This window comes from Leptospira ryugenii (assembly GCF_003114855.1).
GTDB lineage: Bacteria > Spirochaetota > Leptospiria > Leptospirales > Leptospiraceae > Leptospira_A > Leptospira_A ryugenii.
On record NZ_BFBB01000002.1, the window covers coordinates 132,645 to 152,877 of the forward strand.

At 40.9% G+C, this 20,233-nt stretch carries 17 protein-coding genes; 6 read left to right on the forward strand and 11 right to left on the reverse strand.

Annotated features, from left to right (window positions below):
• Positions 1-4: 4 nt before the first annotated feature.
• From DI060_RS01300 to DI060_RS01325, 6 genes are all read right to left on the reverse strand, one after another.
• Positions 5-679, reverse strand: a complete 675-nt coding sequence (locus DI060_RS01300) for an LIC_12096 family protein (RefSeq protein ID WP_108972899.1) — start codon at positions 677-679, stop codon at positions 5-7.
• On the reverse strand, positions 639-968 hold the full coding sequence (secG, locus tag DI060_RS01305) for a preprotein translocase subunit SecG (protein WP_108972901.1): 330 nt from the start codon (positions 966-968) through the stop codon (positions 639-641). Before secG ends, DI060_RS01300 begins: the two co-directional genes overlap by 41 nt.
• A 10-nt stretch (positions 969-978) precedes the next feature.
• On the reverse strand, positions 979-1,728 hold the full coding sequence (gene tpiA, locus DI060_RS01310) for a triose-phosphate isomerase (protein WP_108972903.1): 750 nt from the start codon (positions 1,726-1,728) through the stop codon (positions 979-981).
• Between the two features lies 1 nt (position 1,729).
• On the reverse strand, positions 1,730-2,920 hold the full coding sequence (locus tag DI060_RS01315; RefSeq protein WP_108972906.1) for a phosphoglycerate kinase: 1,191 nt from the start codon (positions 2,918-2,920) through the stop codon (positions 1,730-1,732).
• A gap of 1 nt (position 2,921) precedes the next feature.
• Positions 2,922-3,929 (reverse strand): type I glyceraldehyde-3-phosphate dehydrogenase, encoded by a 1,008-nt coding sequence (gap, locus tag DI060_RS01320; protein WP_108972909.1) that lies wholly within the window; start codon positions 3,927-3,929, stop codon positions 2,922-2,924.
• Between the two features lie 82 nt (positions 3,930-4,011).
• A complete protein-coding gene (locus DI060_RS01325) occupies positions 4,012-4,893 on the reverse strand; it encodes an NAD(P)-dependent oxidoreductase (protein WP_108972911.1) in 882 nt (293 codons plus the stop codon).
• Between the two features lie 94 nt (positions 4,894-4,987).
• Between DI060_RS01325 and DI060_RS01330 the strand changes: the two genes are divergently transcribed.
• Entirely contained in the window at positions 4,988-6,508 is a 1,521-nt protein-coding gene (locus DI060_RS01330) for a RecQ family ATP-dependent DNA helicase (protein WP_209451968.1), read from the forward strand.
• A 7-nt stretch (positions 6,509-6,515) separates the two neighbouring features.
• On the opposite strand, the gene lepB is transcribed toward DI060_RS01330, so the two are convergent.
• Together lepB and DI060_RS01340 are read right to left on the reverse strand one after the other, a co-directional pair.
• The gene (lepB, locus tag DI060_RS01335; protein WP_108972915.1) at positions 6,516-7,046 is read right to left on the reverse strand and encodes a signal peptidase I; all 531 of its coding nucleotides are present in this window, start codon (positions 7,044-7,046) and stop codon (positions 6,516-6,518) included.
• Entirely contained in the window at positions 7,039-9,591 is a 2,553-nt protein-coding gene (locus DI060_RS01340; protein ID WP_244594245.1) for a methyl-accepting chemotaxis protein, read from the reverse strand. Before DI060_RS01340 ends, lepB begins: the two co-directional genes overlap by 8 nt.
• Before the next feature lie 70 nt (positions 9,592-9,661).
• Between DI060_RS01340 and uvrC the strand changes: the two genes are divergently transcribed.
• The 4 genes from uvrC to DI060_RS01360 are packed head-to-tail and all read left to right on the forward strand — an operon-like array spanning position 9,662 to position 17,428.
• Entirely contained in the window at positions 9,662-11,512 is a 1,851-nt protein-coding gene (gene uvrC, locus DI060_RS01345) for an excinuclease ABC subunit UvrC (protein ID WP_108973974.1), read from the forward strand.
• A gap of 53 nt (positions 11,513-11,565) precedes the next feature.
• Positions 11,566-14,457 carry an LIC11755 family lipoprotein gene (locus DI060_RS01350; protein WP_108972917.1) on the forward strand — a complete coding sequence of 964 codons (2,892 nt, stop codon included), beginning with the start codon at positions 11,566-11,568 and terminating at the stop codon, positions 14,455-14,457.
• On the forward strand, positions 14,454-15,827 hold the full coding sequence (locus tag DI060_RS01355; protein WP_108972919.1) for an LA_2168 family protein: 1,374 nt from the start codon (positions 14,454-14,456) through the stop codon (positions 15,825-15,827). Before DI060_RS01350 ends, DI060_RS01355 begins: the two co-directional genes overlap by 4 nt.
• Positions 15,824-17,428, forward strand: a complete 1,605-nt coding sequence (locus DI060_RS01360; protein ID WP_108972921.1) for a phospholipase D-like domain-containing protein — start codon at positions 15,824-15,826, stop codon at positions 17,426-17,428. Before DI060_RS01355 ends, DI060_RS01360 begins: the two co-directional genes overlap by 4 nt.
• On the opposite strand, the gene DI060_RS01365 is transcribed toward DI060_RS01360, so the two are convergent.
• From DI060_RS01365 to DI060_RS01375, 3 genes are read right to left on the reverse strand one after another with little or no spacing between them, the layout of a single operon-like run.
• Entirely contained in the window at positions 17,425-17,610 is a 186-nt protein-coding gene (locus DI060_RS01365) for a hypothetical protein (RefSeq protein WP_108972923.1), read from the reverse strand. The genes DI060_RS01360 and DI060_RS01365 overlap by 4 nt on opposite strands.
• A 43-nt stretch (positions 17,611-17,653) precedes the next feature.
• Positions 17,654-18,886, reverse strand: coding sequence for an MFS transporter (locus DI060_RS01370; RefSeq protein ID WP_108972925.1), 1,233 nt, complete (start codon positions 18,884-18,886; stop codon positions 17,654-17,656).
• 8 nt (positions 18,887-18,894) lie between these two features.
• Complete coding sequence (locus DI060_RS01375; RefSeq protein WP_108972927.1) at positions 18,895-19,449, reverse strand: NUDIX hydrolase; 555 nt, start codon at positions 19,447-19,449, stop codon at positions 18,895-18,897.
• Positions 19,450-19,557: 108 nt separating this feature from the next.
• Between DI060_RS01375 and DI060_RS01380 the strand changes: the two genes are divergently transcribed.
• Positions 19,558-20,154, forward strand: coding sequence for a glutathione S-transferase family protein (locus tag DI060_RS01380; protein WP_108972929.1), 597 nt, complete (start codon positions 19,558-19,560; stop codon positions 20,152-20,154).
• The last annotated feature ends 79 nt before the right edge of the window (positions 20,155-20,233 follow it).

Below are 20,233 nucleotides of genomic sequence, written 5' to 3' on the forward strand. Positions count from 1 at the left end.
AGAATCAATATTTCAGTGAACCATCTAACTGTTTGAAAATTCGATTTTGTTTTTTAGAACTTTGCTCTTTCTGTAACAGCCGAATGGAATACAATTGTGATTGGAAATCTTGTAAAATTTTAATGTAAAAATCTCGTTTGAAATCAGTCCTTTCTGATTTAAATGAATCATTTGTAAGGTCAGATAGTAACATCTGCTCCTCTCCCTCGATACTCGAGAAAAGAATCTTTAGGTCATTGGTTTCTTCATCCAGAGGGGTATTTTCGATTAAGATAGTTTTAGTTTTTTGTTGGATTTGTGTGTCTTCGGAAATTATGCGAATCTCTACTTTACTCAACGTATTTCCAGTAAATTCTAAGGTGATGGATTTCTCTTCGGATGTTTTGACTCGGCCCTTGTGGTTTGGATCAGTATCTATGAAGAATTTTTTGAGTGTAAATCCTTGTCGATTTGGGTACTTCCCAAGGAAAGTAAAGACCGTATTGCTTGGTAGATTGGAAACAGTTTGTACGGAAAGGAGGTCTCGATGCCTAGCCAATTCATTGTATAGGAAGAGGATTTCTTTGTCTAATGACTTTTCTTTCGACGAAGTAGCTGTCTCTCCTGAAAGAGAAACAACTACGAATAGAAATAGAGAACTAAGGTGTGCTAGATGGGGTCGTTTCAGGGCTTCTTTCATTGTCTGCCGGTACTTCGATGCTTGGTTCTGAATCAGGGAGTAGAACCTCATCCTTCTTTGCAAATAAAAAAGAGAGCGTGAGTGAAAGTATTATGAACAAAATGGCCGCAACCCTTGTCGTTTTGGTCATAACATCCGCGGTGGATGCTCCAAACACTGACTGGCTAGCTGTTGAACCACCTAACATTCCGGCTGAGCCGCCTTTGCCTGTTTGAATCATCACTAAAAGTATCAAAAACAATGATACCAAAATGAAAAGAGTAAGAATTGTTCCGATTAAAAATCCCATAAAAAATCCTTTATTTTATCAATCCTAAAAATGAGTCCAATTTTTGGCTAGCTCCACCAACCAAACCACCATCAATGTTGGGTTTGGAAAGAAGAGAAGCAATGTTGTCTGGCTTAACCGAACCACCATATAAAATCTGAATGGATTCAGCTATCGTTTGCGCACCTACAAACAAAGAAGAAATTTCCTTTCGTATGTAGGCATGTGCTTCTTCAGCTTGCTCGGGGCTTGCCACTTTTCCCGTACCAATTGCCCAAACGGGTTCATATGCTATGACTAAATGTTTGAACTGGTCACTAGGAACTCCAAAGAGTCCTTTTTTGATCTGCTCACTCAGCACGGAAAAGGTTTGGTTTGATTCCCTTTCTGCTAAGGTTTCACCAACACAATACACAACCTGGATCCCACGTGAAAGAAAGTACTTAATCTTTTGGTTGCAAATCTCATTGCTTTCTCCCAAAAATTGGCGGCGTTCACTGTGTCCGACTAAAATCAATTGGATGCCAATCTCTTCTAATTGGTCAGGAGAAATTTCGCCCGTCATGGCAGTGAGAGAGCTAGGGTAGGCATTTTGAGCTCCTACTTTTACCTTACTGCCTTCCAAGATTTCACTGACAGAGAGGAGGTGGCTTGCACTAGGAAAAACCATCACATCTATATGGTTAGGTGTCGAAAGGTTTCGGAGGCCAAGAGCAATTTGTTTGGCTTCTGAAAGTTTTAGATTCATTTTCCAATTTCCAGCGATGATTTTTCTTCTCATGTTATCCCTCTTCTTTGGCGATCAAACAGGCAACACCTGGTAGAGTTTTGCCTTCTAAAAATTCTAAGGAGGCACCGCCACCCGTTGATATGTGAGTGATCTTATCAGCAACACCTGCTTTATTGATGGCAGCAATCGAGTCGCCTCCACCTACAACGGACTTAGCCTTTGATTTGCTGATGGCCTTTGCAACTTCAATCGTGCCTTTTGCAAATTTATCCATTTCAAACACACCCATGGGACCGTTCCAAAGGATAGTCTTTGCGTTTTTGATGACTTTTGCATAGGAATCAATGGTTTTGGGTCCAATGTCCATTCCCATCCATCCATCCAAAATCCCCATCTTGTCTACAGTCTTTGATTTTGCATTTGCGTCAAACTGGTCAGCAATGATATGGTCCACAGGTATTTGTAAGTCAATGCCTTGCACACCTGCTCGGTCTATGATTTGGAATGCTTCACTTTCAAAATCCTTTTCGAAAAGGGATTTTCCAATGGGGACAGCCCGAGATCTTAAAAATGTGTAAGCCATGCCACCGCCAATGAGTAGGTGGTCAACTTTATCGATGAGATTTTTTAGGATGGCAATCTTCGAAGACACTTTTGAGCCACCAATGATAGCGACAAATGGTCGCTCTGGTCTCATCACAAGACCACCTAACATTTCGATCTCTTTTCTCATAAGAAGTCCGGCAAAAGCCGGAAGAATGTGTGCAATCCCTTCTGTGGAAGCATGCGCTCTATGAGCAGCACCAAAGGCATCATTTATGTAAACATCTGCAAGCTCCGCAAGTTGTTTACAAAAGCTTTTTTCGTTTTCCTCTTCTTCTTTGTGGAATCGAAGGTTTTCAATGAGTAAAATTTCGCCTTCCGCCAAAGCTTTGCTAGCCGAGACAACCTCGGAACCAACGACCTTTTCAATGAAACTAACTTTCGCTTTTGTGAGTTTTTGGAAGGCTTCGTATACAGGTTTCATACTGTATTTGGGCTCTGGTCCCCCTTTCGGTCTGCCTAAATGGCTCCCAATCACGAGTTTCGCTCCTTTTGAGAGCAAAAGGTCTATTGTTGGTAAGGTTTTTTCGATACGAGTTGTATCGGTTACTTTTCCGTCTTCTACGGGGACATTGAAGTCCACGCGTAGAAAGATGCGTTTGCCATGAAAGTTTTGGTCTTCAATCCGAGGAAGTTTCATCTTAGCCTTTTTTTGACATATAACGAACTAAATCCAGAACTCGGTTGGAATAACCCATTTCATTGTCATACCAAGATACCAATTTGAAAAAAGTGCTATTGAGTTCGATGCAAGCATCAGCATCAAAGATAGAAGAACGAGTATCTCCTAAGAAATCATTGGAAACAACCATCTCTTCCGTGTAGCCAAGGATGCCCTTCATGGAACCTTCACTTGCTTCTTTCATTTTCTTTTTGATTTCAGCTAAACTAGTTGGCTTTTCAGTGCGAACAGTTAGATCCACAACGGAAACATCCGGAGTTGGCACACGAAATGACATACCTGTTAACTTACCATTGACTTCTGGTATACAGAGTCCTACTGCTTTGGCAGCACCAGTCGAAGCTGGGATGATATTTTGTGAGGCACCGCGACCTCCTCGGAAGTCTTTTTTGCTAGGACCATCGACTGTCGGTTGTGTGGCGGTCATTGCATGGATAGTGGTCATAAGGCCTTCTACGATTCCAAAATTGTCGAGCACCACTTTCGTAATGGGAGCAAGGCAGTTGGTGGTACAGGATGCATTGGAAACCACATGGTCAGCGGACGGATTGTATTTTTCATGATTGACTCCCATAACGAAGGTAGGGATGTCTTTGTCTTTTGCAGGTGCTGAGATCACAACTTTTTTGGCACCAGCCTTCAAGTGTTTTTCTGCACCGACTCTATCCGTAAAATGGCCAGTAGATTCGATGACAAAGTCAACACCTAAGTCCTTCCAGGGAAGCTTTTCAGGGTCTCTTTCTGCGAAGGTTTTCACCTTTTTTCCATCGATGATGATTTCGTTTTCCGAGAAACTAACGTCACCGTCAAATCGACCGTGTGTAGAATCATATTTAAATAGATAAGACAGGTTGTCTGGGGTCACGAGGTCATTGATGGCCACGAATTCTAAATTTGGGTCTTTGATCCCTGAGCGAAGCACAAGTCGTCCAATGCGACCGAAGCCGTTGATTGCGATTTTTACCATGAGAGACTCCTAAAGGTCAATTCTAGAGGTTTTTCTGTATTGTATTTACAAAGTCTAGGAAGGAAGCCCTCTGTCACTCACTTTACGACAAAGCCGACTTGGGCACTTTCGATAGGGAGGCAAAGTCCTCCTCCGAGAGCCCCAGATCCATAGCTTTTTGGAAAATGCTTTCTAATCCCTCGGAAAGGGGTAGGGAAAGCCTTTCTTCGGAAGCAAGGTGCAAAGCATGTTCCACATCCTTGTGCATATTTTTAAGGGAGAAATGAGGCTCGAAATCCCCACTTTGGATTTGAGAAAATTTAAATTGGAATAGGGCTGAGTGGGCAGCGGATTGGCTGAGAATCGTTTGGTAGGTAGGCCAGCTAATCCCGGCATGTTTTGCCAGCTCCCATCCTTCTAGATACACTTGTAAGAGGCCAGCTTGTGTGAGGTTCAATGCTAACTTTGCTTTTTGTCCAAAGCCTACAGGACCACAATGTACGACTGCCTTGGATGTGTTTTTGTAAAAAAAAGAAAGATCATTGATCTGCTTCTCTTCACCACCAAACATAAATAAAATCTGTCCATCTCTGGCGGCAAGTTTACTTCCCGTCATTGGCGAGTCAGCGAATTCAATGTTTTGTTTGTTTGCTTCATCAAACATACGTTTTGTGATTTCGGGAGAACTTGTCCCTGTATCTAAAATGAATTTTGGAGATTTTTGGAGTGAATGTAAAAAATGTTCCCAAACAACTTCATCCCTTGTCAGACAAAGTATAGAAAGGTCAGAATGCATTGGCAAATCTGCCCATTCATTGCTTATCTTTAGGTTTGGGTGCTCGTTCCACTGCCCGATTGGTTCTTTGGAACGACGCAGCTTTTCTGGGTTTCTCGCAAAGACATATACTTTGTGTCCTGCTTGCAAACTTCGGTAAGCCATGCCTTGTCCCATGATCCCACCGCCGATGATACAGATTTCTTTCATACATTTGTGATGGAGTCTTTAGGCAAAAAGGAAAGCGAATAATGATTCCAGTATGGAAATTCATTCGAATTTTATCTGTCCAAGAGTTGTTTTGATGGGCTGGGCCTTAGGAAAAGTAGTTGGAGGGATGAGTGAAAACAAAAGAGAGTGTTTACACCATCGTATGGCTCATTCCTTCGCAGCGCTTCGGGATCTCTTTTCCATTTCGGAATTTAGGAGCCCACAGAAAGAGGCCATAGACCATTGTTTGGCAAAAAAATCGAGTTTAGTCCTCATGCCAACGGGTTCGGGAAAATCCCTTTGTTTCCAAATCCCTGCCTTTATGAACCCAGGTTTAAGCATTGTTGTGAGCCCTCTCATTGCACTGATGGTAGACCAAGTCTACTCTTTACAGAAACGAAATTTAGAGGCAGATGCCTTACATAGTGCACAGACCTCAGAGGAGAGGAACAAAGTAAACCGCAGACTGGCAGACAGAAAAATGCAACTTCTCTATGTGAGCCCTGAACGGTTTCGAAAAAAAGAATTTTGGGATCTCCTCGGGGACACAAAGGTAAACTTCTTTTTCATAGACGAAGCTCATTGTATGAGCCAGTGGGGTCACGACTTTCGGCCCGACTATGCAAAGTTAGGAGAAGTGCGGATTCGGTTGGGCAATCCTCCTATGATGGCTTTGACAGCAACTGCAAGTCCTGTCGTGCAATCAGAAATCAAAGAGCTACTTGGTTGGAACCCAATGGAGGACCTTGTTTTCGACGGAGGTATTGAACGTAACAATTTAACTTTGAGAGTAAGGTCATTTGTTGATCCGAGACAAAAAGAAAATTATTTACTTAAGGTATTAGAGAAGCAGGTCAATGGACCGACCATAGTTTACTTTAATTTGATTGAATCTCTAGAGTCTTTTTCCAACATCCTAAAATCCAATGCGATGCCACATGCAACATATCATGGGAAAAAACAAGCACATGAAAAACAGAGTGTACAGAAAAGATTCCAGAGCCAAGAAATTTCCCTCCTATTGGCAACCAATGCATTTGGAATGGGGATTGACCTTCCCAATATAAGGAGAGTTATCCATGCAGAAATGCCTCTGCAATTGGAGTCTTATTTCCAGGAAGTAGGTAGGGCGGGTCGAGATGGTTTAGTATCTGAATGTATTTTATGTTATACGGAGTCAGACTTGGCTGTTCTTTTAGATTTTGTAGAATGGCAAAATCCAAACCTCAAAATGATGAAACGAGTCTATTCACTCCTAGAAACCAAAAAAGAAGAGCTTCCCTCCTATACATATAAAGACATACAAAAGTTGGTTGGACTGAGAGGAGACCATAGATTGCAAACCGTATTAAATCTTTTGCTTCATTATGGGTTTATAGAAGGAAGTTTGGAAAGAGGCAATCTTTGTTTAGTCCAAGAATTTGATGTCTCCCACTTTCGTCCCGAGGTATTTGAGCAAAAAAAGGAAAGGGCTTTGTGGCGGCTACAACAAATGCTCCTCTATGTCAAAACAGAACACTGTCGTCTACAAAGTATATACCAGTACTTTGGCAAGGAAAGTGAGCCCTGTGGTCTTTGTGACGTTTGTAAAAAAAATACAGAAAAAAAGGATTAGCTTCGGATCACCAAACCTTTCCTACAATCAAATCCTCGGAAATAGTTCCAATGTCTCTAGAATCTACCCCAATCTCCCGATTGTCTGCCAATACAAATACATGACGAGCGGGAACGAACACTTTGTCCATATGATCTGTATCACTTTTTCCTTTTGGTAAAATTGGCAGGTTTGTTTCCTTGGGCTCCGGAAAGAGACTAGGATTTACTAATTCGCCATTGCGAAATGCTTTTCTATTTTGGATTTCAATGGCATCAGAGCCTTTTCCAAGAATCCGAGCTAGGATAAACTGACGGGAGTCCTTTGGAGAACGTATGAGAACCACATCACCCACAAGAAGATTTTTTTTCCGAAAGATGCGATTGATATAAACTGTGTCATCTTTTGCAAATGTTGGTGCCATAAAATCATTGGTAATCTTTAAGGGTGTAAACACATATAACTTTACAAGTTGGATAAGGATAAGAGATACACCAAGTGGGATTCCAATCTGAAAGGCTCTATCTTTCCAACTGATTTTCTGTTTGGATCTAGACATGGAAGTAATTGATTTCCTTCTTTAGATTTTCGGCAAGATAATTCATGGACTGAGCGTTCTCTTTTACCCCTTCACTTGACATCGCAGTATTTTGGGCATGGTTATTGATTTCGGCAATGGATCGGTTGATTTCTAACATGGCTGTTTTTTGTTCTTCCGTAGCCTCTTTGATCATATCTGAAAGTTCTTGGATGACTTTCACACCTTCATTAACTTCTTGGTTTGTATCGATTTGCCTTTGCACTATGCCCCTCATATTTTGGGTCATTTGGTAGATCTGGTTCACACCTGAAATCGTTTTGGATAAAGTGTCTATGGAATGGTCGATCTTTTCTTGGCCAACATTGATTTCCTTCTCGTTTTGCTCAATGAGTGATTCTATGTCTTCGATAGACCTGGCTGTTTTGTCAGCCAGTTTTGAAATTTCATCGGCTACTACGGCAAATCCTCTTCCGCTTGCACCCGCCCGTGCTGCCTCTATCGCAGCATTTAGCGCAAGTAAGTTGATTTGCTCGGATATAGTATGGATGATTTCAATAACTGAACTCATTTCACCAGAAGACTCTGAAATTTTATCCATAGATCGTTTCATTTCTTTCAGAGAAGCTTCACCTAATTTGGATTCATCGGTTATTTCTCTGACTTTTGTATCTGCTTTGGAAAAATTTTGATCAATGTCTCGGACTGCAGAATTCAATTCTTCCATCTTTCTTTGCAAGGATTGCAAAGTAGAGGATTGTGTATCGGCTCTCATGGCAATGTTTTCAACACCTGCTGTGATTTCTTCTACGGATGCTGAAATCTCTTCTGATCCAGCTGCTTGGCTTTGCGCTGCATCGGAAAGGAGGATCATAGATTCTAAGATTTCGTTACCTGAGTTTCCTAAGGCAAGGGCACTATCCTGCGTTTGAGTGAGAATAGATTTTAATTTTTTTTGGAACTGAGAGAGAGCCTCTGCCATGATACCGATTTCATCACGGCTAGTGCTTTCAAAAGCTGTTTTTAGATTCCCGACTGCCATTTCAGAGATCCTAGTTTTCATATGTTTCAAGGGCGAAAGTTTGGATTCGATGACAAGGATTGTGATGATACCAATCACGATCAAACTAAACAAAGAAATGATCAGAGTGCTATATAAAGTTTTGATTTGCTTTTCAAAGAGTTCTAGGATTTCAAAATGAGAATAGATATAGTAAAGAAACTCTGTATTGTGCACATAGGCATACTTTCTGGGGTGTTCATCAATGTGGATATGATAAATTTCAAAAGCTGATTCGGAACCAAACAATTGTTTTAGATATGGGTTTTCTTTGGCTGATTTGCCAATTTCAGTTTTTTGAGATGAATACAATACGGTTCCATCCTCATCTAATAAGGTAGCCGTGCCTTCGATGCCAATGTGAATATTGCTCAAGATAAACTTTCCTAGTCTTTCGATATTTAAAAATCCTCCCACAAATCCTCTGAAAGTTTCTCCTTCGTAAACAGGTAAGGTGTAAGGCGATATCATTTCACCGGAAAGAGGAGAGACAAAGCTTTGGTGTCTTTGTGGACCAGATTTTGCAACACTGATATCTCGAATTGCAAACACATCCTGTTTGTTTGAGAAGGGATAATTTTTTGTAGAGATAAAAATCCCTTTTTCTGGGTAATAATAGAACAGGGCCTCTGTCGAAGAATGGTTGGAGTTAACGTAAATATCTTCTAAAACTTTTTTGATATCGTTTTCATTTTTGGAGAAAATCGGTTTTGTTAATTCATTTGTTTCAAATAAACTTTTTGTCAAAGAATCCCGAAAGCTGACCAAGGTTAATCTTAAAACTGACTCAGAACCCAATGTACTTTCCTTCATACTTTGGTCGATTAAGGCGGATTCATTTTTGAAATTCAATCGATAGTTGATCACAAAGATCAACATAATGGCAAAGAGAAACGCAACTACGGTTTGGCTTGCTAACTTTTTAGAGAGACTTTCTCGGATCATCTCTGATGAAAAATCTGCAAATATTTCCTGGAAGAGTTGGATAATATTGAATTTTTTGAAAGCGTGGTCGGCAAAAATGAAAATAAAGAGAAGTGAAATTGAATTTGCAAGCAACAATACAACAAAAATTTCACTGAGTAAAATATAGTTCAACTTTCCAGTAAAGAGAAACAAAGAAAAGGCAAATACTGAAAACCCGATCGCATAACGAAGGATAAAATCTAAGCATGTTAAGCTTGTGAAATGTTTAATCCAAAACAAGGCTTTTTTTTGGGTAGTTTCACTTACCGTCCCATTTTGGTTTCGTTCGTTTTCGTAGCGAAAGAGAGTCCCAAAACGCAAAAAAGCAAAAAGTCCTAATCCGAGTGTAACAACAAGGAAGGAGAAAAGAGCGCTAAGGAGGATAGGTAGGCCCTCTCCCTCTTTGCGATCGGTAAAGTTGTAAACATAAAGAATGATGATAGGAACCAATCCAAAAAGGTTGAAGAGTTCGACTCGCAATAAAAAATAACGAAGGAAGGAGCGAATTTTCATAGTCTTAGATTTTGAGATCGCTCTCATAATGCAATTTCAAAATTATGCGGAAAGGTCCTGGAGAAGGATTCGTAGAATGAGTCTAAATCATAGCCAGATGAAAGATCCCCTTGTCCTGAAAAACATCCAAGGTAAAATCAAAAACCTAGGTTCCGTTCCTGGCTGTTACCTCTGGAAAAATGAGAGGGGAGATGTCATTTATGTTGGTAAGGCGATCAAATTGGAATCGCGGGTCAGGTCCTATTTAAACCCCCGCCACCCGGATAAAAAAACAAGAGCTCTCTATATTGAAATCCAGGATCTAGATTGGATTGTAACCACAACCGAAGCGGAAGCTCTCATCCTGGAAGCAACACTCATAAAAAAATACAGCCCTAAGTTTAACGTAAGGCTGAAAGACGACAAACGCTACCCGTTTATTTGCGTATCCACTAGTGAAGCCTTTCCCATGGTCTTTTTAACAAGAAAGGTGAAGGACAATGGGGATGCCTATTTTGGTCCCTTTACAGATGTTAAAGCAGCTAGAGATGCTTTAGAATTGATCCATAGAATTTTCCCTGTTCGCAAAACGAAGTTAAATTTACCTCTTCCGAAACCGCAAAGGCCTTGCCTCAATTTCCATATGCACCGCTGTTTAGGGCCTTGCCAAGGTAATGTCAGTCGAGAGGTGTATGGAGAGCTCATTTCGGAAATTCTGAGCTTTTTGGAGGGAAAAAAGGAAGGCCTTGTCCAGAGATTAAAACAAAATATGTTGGCTGCTTCTGAAAAAATGGAGTATGAACGGGCAGGATTTCTAAAAAAGAGAATTGATCAGATTAACCAAATTAGAGAGAAGCAAACTGTTGTTAGTTTAGATGGAGGGGACGAGGATATCATTGCCTTCGCTCGTAGAGAGGATGAAGGGCAGGTCATTATCCTAGAAGTTAGGGGAGGGCGTTTGGAAGGGAAAAAATCCTTTCCGATCACTGGACTTGCTTATAGCACCGAAGAAGAAATCATCCAAGCATTCCTACGCGATTATTATTTGCGGGTAAGTACCATTCCCTCTTTGATCATTCTCCCACCTCAGGCAAAAGGCAATTACGATGCCGTTCTTTCTGCTATACAAGAACATTCGAATCTACTACCCAAGCTTAAATTTCCAGAAGCAGGACAGAAGAGGTCACTCCTTCGCCTAGCTGAGAAAAATGCCGAACTTTCACTCACGGAAAGGATCCTTGCAACCAAACTTAGAGACCAAACCAATGCCCTTAAGGAAATTCAAACTAATCTGAAACTTCCGCAATTGCCCAGAGTTATCGAATGTTATGATATCTCTCATTTCCAAGGCAGTTCACCAGTGGCAAGTGGTGTGATGTTTGTAGAAGGAAAACCCTATAAGGCTGGTTACCGTCATTATAAAATCCGTGGCTATGAGGGGATCAATGATCCAGGTATGATGCACGAAGTGATCGCTAGGAGACTCTCCCATCTCATCAATGAAGATGAGCCCTTACCAGATTTGATTGTCATTGATGGGGGCCCCACGCAATTGACAAGAGCCGCAGAAGCCGCAAATGCACTAGACCTTGGTGATCTACCTATGATTGGACTTGCGAAAAAACGCGAAGAGATCTTTTTTCCAGGGGACAATGATCCTTATACTTTTGATATACACTCTCCTATGATGAGATTGATACGTTCTGTACGGGATGAAGCGCACCGATTCGGGGTAAATTACCATCGATTGCTACGAAAGAAGAAAACTCTACAATCTATCTTGGATGAGATTCCCGATGTAGGCAATGTGAGAAAAAAACAGATTCTAAAATTTTTTCAGGCCAAGAAAAAAGTCCAAGATGCATCCTTAGCTGAGTTAAAATTAGTTCCAGGAATTGGGACTACTCTTGCAGAGCGAATTTTTGAAAAGATTCAGGAGATCAAAACAAAGAGCCAAATAAAAGTCTGAACCTCCTCTAAATTTTTAGTTACCATTTACTTGTAAGCCAACCTTTCTTTGCAGTGAAAGGCATTCTCCTCATCATTTTGGTTTTACTTTCTTGTCGACCGAGCTCCCAAGCAGATCTGAGTGCTTATTTGCGATTGGCAGAGTTTCCACAGGATCCGAAATTTCAATTTGAATATGGAAACATTTCCGAACCAAATGAACGCAAAGGTCGCATCCAGAGGATCTCAAACCAACAGACCTGTTTGTATTCTATGCCATCCCCATTTTTTGAATCTGAACTGGGTGGTAAGTTTAGCATCTGTTTTGTTACGACTGAAGAAGAATTCAATAGTCTTGTCTCTGCCTTTCAAAAACTAGACGGCTTAGCTACTGAGAGTAGCATAATTTCTATCCAAAATGCAAAATGGTCACTTTCCGAAATCAAACAATCCCAGTGGAAAAAAGAAATGGCAGACCGAGAGTTATTTCTTTCTTGGCAAGCACGTGAGTCTTCGCATGGACTTGTTTCCTATGAACGATATACAATTCCCAAAGCAGAGTTTTACCAATGGCAAGACAAGCGCTGTGATCTCCTCTTCCCAAGTTATGTTCTAAATCGTTCCCAAAGTACAAACCGTTTCCTTAGATTCCAGTTTTCCTGTGCGGAAAGTTTTCCAATAGAAGAGAGGATATTGGAAATGAATTTGAAATGGTTACAAATTTGTAAGCCAGGGAACTTAGATATAACAGAAAGTTTTCGAAGCTCAGAGTCAGTCTTCTCCCGATTTCTCGAGTTTACAAACTCGACCGACGAGTTCCTCTGCCCAGGCTGGGAGGAGTTTGCCTTCCAAAAGGACCCTACGAATACGAGCTCCTTGAGCCCTTTGGAACAAAATCTTCTGCAAAAATACTATGGATTGGTGCTACCGAAGGCGAGCCTTCTCGTAAGCGACCAAGAAAATCTCCCAGGCTTGGTCTTTTCTTTCACTTTTTTGGAACAGATCGGAAAGGGAGGGGCCTGGAAATGGGGGGATTCTCTCCTCCCGAATGCCACTTTTCATTTCAAACAAGGAAATGAGTTCTTTAGCTTTCAAAGCCAAAGCCCTGGATGTCAAACACCAATCCATCTGTTCCAAAATGAAAACCATTGCCTAAGCCCTGGTCTTTTCCAGACAAACCCTCCAAAATTTATCGATACCAAAACACCTGCATTATGTGAAGTGGGACAGATTGAACTCACTGAGTATTTTCCCGGAAGTGAAAGTCCTGTTATTTGGCCCAAATTCATCGAATTTCAAAATTTAGGGCCAGACTGCAATCTGAGCTCTCTCTATCTCCAATACCAAGGAGACTTGTTTCCGCTTTCCAGCCGCCAAAGAGAATTAAAGCGAGGAGGATTTTTTTTGGTAAGCCAAGAAGCATGGTTAGGTTGGAATCTTTTTGTCATTGAAAAACCTTTAAGCCGAAAGCGTTCCGTAGACCAAGTCCCAGAGATCAGTATCTTAGATGCGAAAGAAAAGAAGATCTGGAAAACGGAGATAGACCAGTATGTGTTATTACGTTATAATTTAGCCCAACGTCGGTCCGCTGCCTATGATGGAAGTTTTGGTTTCTTTCCTCATCCACCGGAAGTTACCTATCCCTACCATTTCAGTCCAGGTTATTTAGCACCGATGCCTTCTCTCCTGAAGGATCTTGAGCTCTCCGAACTCTTGTTTGCTGGAACGATGGCAAATGGGGTTTCCCAACCAGAGAGGTTTTTAGAATGGAAATCAAATCCAAATGCAGAAGGGATTTTTACTTTCTCCCTACAAGACTCAAAAGAAAAAACATTTACCTTTTACAAAGCGAAATCGGAAAGGTTTACCGTTCTGAGAACAGAAACCGGACAATGTGTACTAAGTGATTTTATCCCCGTACCAGAATCTAGCTTTACAAACCAAAATACGCTTATCTCGGCCTATAGCCACCCCAAGAAATTGAACAAAAGAGAAATCTTTCGTTATGACACCAATCTCTATTTGGAAGGCGGATATTCTCTTTCATCCAGGATATCTCTCCACCCAGAGCCGAGTCCCTTCGGATACAGTTTTTCAGCTCCGGGAAGCTTTCCGAATGTTTGTTCACCGGGATCGGAGGGGACTCCTGGAAGAGAAAACCAAAAACTCCCTCAATTGGTTGTTACAGAAAGAGATAGCGGCCGAGGACAGATTGCACTCGAATATTTGCTCTCAAATCCCACGAGTACGGGAAGTTTTCAATTCACAGACCAGAGCATATATGCAGTGGCTCATCCGACCCAACAAATCTTAGGAGAGCACCTTTCCCTTAGATTTGATCCAAACCAATTACCGACTAACTTTGATGAGAGGGGTTTGTTATTTTTACAATGGGAGGAAACTCCATACACACAAAAGAGTTTGGTTCATAAGCTTGGTTCCCTACAGATTAGAGCTGTCGCTCCCCAACCTAAAAATGCACAGAATGAATGGATTTACTTTTGCAATACTGGAGTAAGCCCCATATCTATTTTAGACTTGGTTGTCAAAGATGAAAGTGCAGAAGACAAAATAGTTCCCTACCATGTACGCTTCCCGCAGTCCCAGGCCCCCTTTACAAATGGACAAAGCTTCCATACCAATCTTTCCGATTTACAAGCAGGCCAATGTGCTTTCCTAGTAGACCCAGATGGTTCGTATTGGAATTTGCCTGATTTCGCAAGTCCAAATGATGCTTTTCTAACAGTCGAAACCTCACAAACCATTGGAAATGGAATTTCACTTTCCGAAACAGTCAGACTTTTTTTGAGAGAGTCCGCACAGGACATATTAGTATCTAGTTACGGATTGTATGGAACGTTTTCAGAGTTCCACATAACACTTTCTACTTCCGAATATGCAGTCCTAAAGCCAAATCGAATTGGTGGTCATATGTTTGACTATGAAATCCGAAAGATAGCGGAATGATCCATTCAATCTTTCTTTTTTTTATCGCCGTAGTCTCTCTGTTTCCAGAAAGCAAACACCAAGTTAGCTTTAAACCATTCTATATCCAAGATTCTCTACGCTTAGAGGAAAAAGAAAACAGGCAAACTCCCGTTCATTGGAGTATAGACGAGGGACTTGATATTCAGAATGGAAATCGATTTTTACAGAAACAATCCACGGGAAAAATCCAACTAGGATACCAATATAAAAATAGCTCAGATTGGCTTCGTATGGATTTGAGTGCCTCCTTCGTTTCCGTCTCTCAAACGACTGCACCCATCCTTTTTTTAGGAAAAAATGCTTACTCAGGGATTCAAATCCTGGGATTTACAATCGGAATTGGGAGAAGGGAATTTTTGTTCCGACAATCACCATTCATCGGTTATGTGGATGGAGGGGAGGGAGCCTTTCTCGAATCCGATCAGAATTCTCGTTTTAAAATCCAATTGTTTCTATTTGATCTCTATCGGTCATTCCCACTCTTTGAAAAATTCATCTTTGCGTATCCTTCAGATCTATTGACTGGCGAGCTCAATGTTGCACAGAGGCGGAGGCATAGCATAGGCATCGTTTACGAATCTCCCCTAAAGTTAAGTTTAGGTCTCTCCTACATAGAATTGGGGACACTTGGAAAACATACGAAGGAGATAAGAAGTTACCAGACAAAATATGGTGCCGACGGGGATAGCTTTCTCCATGGAAACCTTGGGATCTGTTGGCAAAGAAAAGGATTGTATCTACAAGCTGAGGTTTTGCTAAGCAAAGGTTATGATAGAGCAAACCCACAAACCACAGGAAACATCGGATCCTTTCCGATCGAGGGGGAAGCTGTTCAGCTTGGAATAGGCAACCAAGAAGGATGGATTCAGGTTCGGCAGTCCATCCACTTGAGTGACCAAGACCAAAGGGACGAAAGCCAAAAGATTCAAAAACTCTCCTACATTGGGACAGGTTCTCACCTGGGTGAATCTCCCATCCTATCCCAAACCTTTCGTATCTTTCCCTCCTTGCAATTGACGGAGGATGGCTTACTTAGGTCTCAATCTATCTCTGGCGGTCGATTTCCCGCTTCTTATAGCGAATCTGAAATTACGTTCTTTATCTTTGATTGGAAACTCCGTCTCCTACAAAGTTTTCTTTTGCCGTACCGAAATCTTCCTGGCAGTGATGGTAAGATAAGCCTAAAAAAAGAAAACTATGAATCTTTCTTGTTTAGCGAGTCTTCTCTCTTTTTTTCCTTTCTGCGAGAAGGAGGAGAGTTGGGTTTTCTATTTTCTCACTTGCAAACACCAAAGCACATTGGATTAGAAGCCGACTTGCTCGCATTATATGGAATGGTGCAATTTTGAATCCAGTAGTCTTCTTTACTTTTATTTTGTTCTTACTTACTAATTGTAAGAATGCAGACACTGGAATCAATCCAGATATACTTACATTGATAAACCCAGGAACAGATTCCTTATTTTTTACAAATCCAGGACGAGATGTACCAGATGATACAAAGAACAAGGTAAAAAGATTACTTCTCAATGATATTGATGATAGCAAGCATACGATTACAGGTTTTGTTTATGGTTTAAACGATCTAGATATCATTCTTGCTTTGAAAAAAGCCAAACAAAAAGGAATTTCGATCGAAATCCAAGGTGACCAAAATGAAGACTACTCTCTTCTTACTTCCTATTCAATACCGATCAAAAAATGGTCAAAATCTTCCATTCACCATACAAAGATCTGGTTATTCGATGAGAAAATAGCGTTCCTTGGTTCAGGGAATTTCACGGCATCTGGTTTATTGCAGGATAACAATGTATTTTGGAAGAAAAACCTTCATCCGCAAGAATTTCAAAAATTAGTTTCCGTACTTCGCCAAACAGATCCGTCTGGAACTGTCTCATTGGGCAAAGAGGATTATTACTTTGCACCTGAATCTGGATTGCAAATCCAAAATACCATTCTAGAGCAAATTAGATTGGCAAAGAACCACATCCGAATGTTGATCTTTACTCATTTTGATCCGGTAATCAGCCATGAATTGGCGGAAGCTTGCAGGCGAGGGGTGAGAGTTGAAGCAATCTATAATCAAAATCCTCTCAACGACGAAGCCATCCATCTTTCAAAGTCACTTTTGCCACACTGTAAGGTATATGCGGATGGGAATCGTGATGTAACACAAACGGAATCGGGTTATAGGGGTGGTCTCATGCACCACAAAGCAATTCTCATTGATGAAGAATCTCTCTTACTAGGTTCCTATAATTTCACTGTCTCAGCAAGGGATGAGAACAGAGAATTTTTCGTAAGAAAACAAAATAAAAAAGAAATACAGGAATTTATGGATGAATGGAAACGACTCCTTGGCCTTGCAGAGCCTTTGCCAGAAAAATCTATCGCCGAAAATCCGAAACTATTTGTGACTACCTTTCTTGGGCAAACAAAGATACACATTGTATTTTCATGCCTTGGTGGCGATTTTGCTTTCGATCGAAATTCTTCCGCGTTAGGGAAGGAATTGTTCAACAGTTTGGGTTCATCTTGGTTTTCAAATCTCTGGCAGAATACAAACTGCCACTCAAATCGAGGAGCCTATTTTCCTATTTCACTTCCGAACCAGTTTGGAGTTCTCACCTCTCCCTCTGCGAGATTCCAGGCGATCTCTTTTCGTTTTTTATGGGACCGCATTCAAATCTTTCCGAAAGACCAAAGTGCAGAGCGCATTTTGGTTTGGGACGCGAAGAGTTTACCTAGAGAATTTGCCGTAAACTCTGACCAAGAAATTGATCTAAATTTATCCAATTACCTTAAGGGCGATGCATTTTACCGATGGGAGGGGAGGGAAGGAGCATTTCATTTCTGTACGAAACGAAAAGGTTTCCAGAGTCCGAATTGGATACGGTTTCTCCTTTGGAAACTATATCCGAAGTTGGAAGTGGAATGTATTGAATACTAGTCTAGTTTATCTTCGACAAAGGGCACCACAATCTTTGCTATGTCGTCGTTCAGTTGGACAAAGTTATTGATACCTAAGTGAACAATCTTTGTGTTTATTTCACTTAACATGTCTTTTATGATTTTATCCAAAATATTTTTTTTCTCTTCAGGAAGCTTTGAAGTATAGATGAAGTCACTCATATTTGTCTATTTCAAGAGAAAGGAGAAGACAATCTATTCTTTTTTAGAGATGATCCTTCAATTCTAAATTCCGCAATTTAGGTATCCAGAAAGTACTAAATGCCACAATGACTATTGTCATACATGCACCAAATAAAACAGATCCTATAGGTCCTAAGAATTTTGCCGACACTCCTGATTCAAAGGCGCCAATTTCATTTGAACTGCCTATAAATATCTTATTGATGGCACTAACCCTCCCTCTCATTTCCTCGGGAGTCATCGTTTGCATGATGGTAGATCTTACGACCACAGAGACACTATCAAACAAACCTGAAAAGAAGAGGGCAAAGTATGAAATCCAAAACCAATGAGAAAGCCCAAAGACAAACATACAGATTCCAAATCCAAATACAGAAAGTAATAAAATCTTACCGGAATTTTGCAAAGGAGGTTTTATCGTCAATAAATAGGCCATGAGTAAGGCACCCAAGGAAGGGGCAGAGCGTAATAACCCCAGACCCTCAGATCCAACATGTAAAATATCTTTTGCAAATACAGGCAGCAGTGCAATGGCCCCACCAAATAAGACAGCGAACATGTCCAGTGCCATTGCACCTAACATGATCTCATTGGACCAAACAAATCGTAAACCTGCTTTAAGACTTTGCACCAAAGGCTCTCTCAATTTTTTTTCTAGGAGTGGCCTAGGAGATATCAAAAAAAATAGAAAAAGAGGCAATCCGATGCAAAAACAATCTAATGCATACGCAGCCTCAATCCCCATCCATCCATAGAGAAGGCCTCCCAATGCTGGTCCAATGACAGCTCCTGCTTGGAAGGATGTTCCCATCCATGCGGCTGAATGCGGGTACATATCTCTCGGTACGAGTTGAGTCACAAAACTGAAGATAGCTGGTGAGATAAATCCTCTCGCGATCCCAGATACCAAAATAATTAAAAATATCGGTGTCGCAGAATATTCTACCAATAAAAAGTTAAGCTTGGAAGCAAGAAGCAATAAAGAAAGCGAACATAAAAAGAGCCCAAACAGACATACCAAAATGATTGCACGTCTTTCTTTCATGTCTGCTAGATGACCTGCATACAAAGAAACCAAAATAGAAGGAATCGCTTCCACAAGTCCCACAATTCCTAAATCTAAAATATTTCCCGTTAGATCATAGATTTGCCAACCTACGATAGTTGCTTGAATATTGATCGCAAGCACCATAAAAAATCGGGCAATGATAAAGATACGAAAATCTCTGTGTTTAAAAATTGCAGTCTTCGGCATGAATTTGCTTAGTAACCTTTTAAGAAAAAGGCACCTAAAGCGGCAGCCATCTGGGGGTGGTGAATTGTGCCATCTAAGAGGAGATCTTTTACCTTTTCTTTTGGTAACAGCATAAATTCAATATCTTCCCCTTCATCAAAATCAACTGATTCAGTTTTTTCAACATCATAAGCAATGAATGAATAGGACCAGTTCGTAAACATTGCAGGATTTCCAGAATACTTCATCAATAGTTGATAGTTTTCATCGCTAGCAGTAAAGCCAGTTTCTTCGCGTAGCTCACGTTTTGCGGAGAGAAGAGCTGCTTCTATATTGTTGCCAGATTCATCCACAATCCCTCCAGGGAGTTCCAAACTAACTTCCCCAAGACCATGGCGGTATTGTTTGATGAGTAATATCTCTCCTTTCTTAGTGATGGGAATGACATTTACCCAATCTTTTGAGTGCAGTACATAGTACGTTTTTTTTCTATCTTCTCTAGGAAGTGAAATATCAAAACTGCCCAGAGTGTAAATAGGAGTAGCAAAGTGTTCCTGCCAATTTGTTCTTTCTCTAGCTTCCATATTCTTTACATATTTTGTATGATGAGTTACTGGGAAGTGATTTTCTAAATCAAAATTCGGAAAGCGAACTTCGCTTGAGGAAATAACTAGAATTTTTAAGCTTGACCCATGATTTTATATGGAAGTTTCACCTCTCCTTATGTCCGTAGGATCCGATTTCTCTTGAAAGAGATGGGCCAGACATTTACTCAGATTGATACTATGACAGAGGAGGGGCAGAAGGAGCTCCGAAGTAAAAATCCCATTTGGAAAGTTCCGTATTTTGAAGATGGACCTATCAAGATTTGGGACAGCCATTCCATCACGGACTACCTTCTAGACCGTTATTCCATCCAAGGCTTTCGTACCCTCAAGAAAAATGAAGCCATCTTTGAAAGTAATTTAATCCATGCAATAGATGCATGCCTCGACTCAGGGATAAATTTATTTTATTTAACAAAAGAAGGTGTTGAGATGGAAAAAACACCCTACCTAAAAAAACAAAATGAACGCATAGCGTCCATCATTCGCTATGTTACCTCAGAGCTCAAAGGCTCGTCCTTTTATGAGGACCAGTCTTTCGGTCGGAGCGAACTTGCATTGTATACCTGCTTGGATTGGTTGCGGTACCGTTCGGTATATCCAGTTCTAAACGATAGCCAACTTTCCTCGTTCCTCCAAACTTGGGGAGCCAAGGAAAATCTAAAGGAAACAAGCCCTCCATAAGCCACTAAAAAAAAGGGCAAGCTAGCTCTACTGCTTCCCTTTTTGGCTCGACCTTCCCAAAACACCTCGAATTATGTCA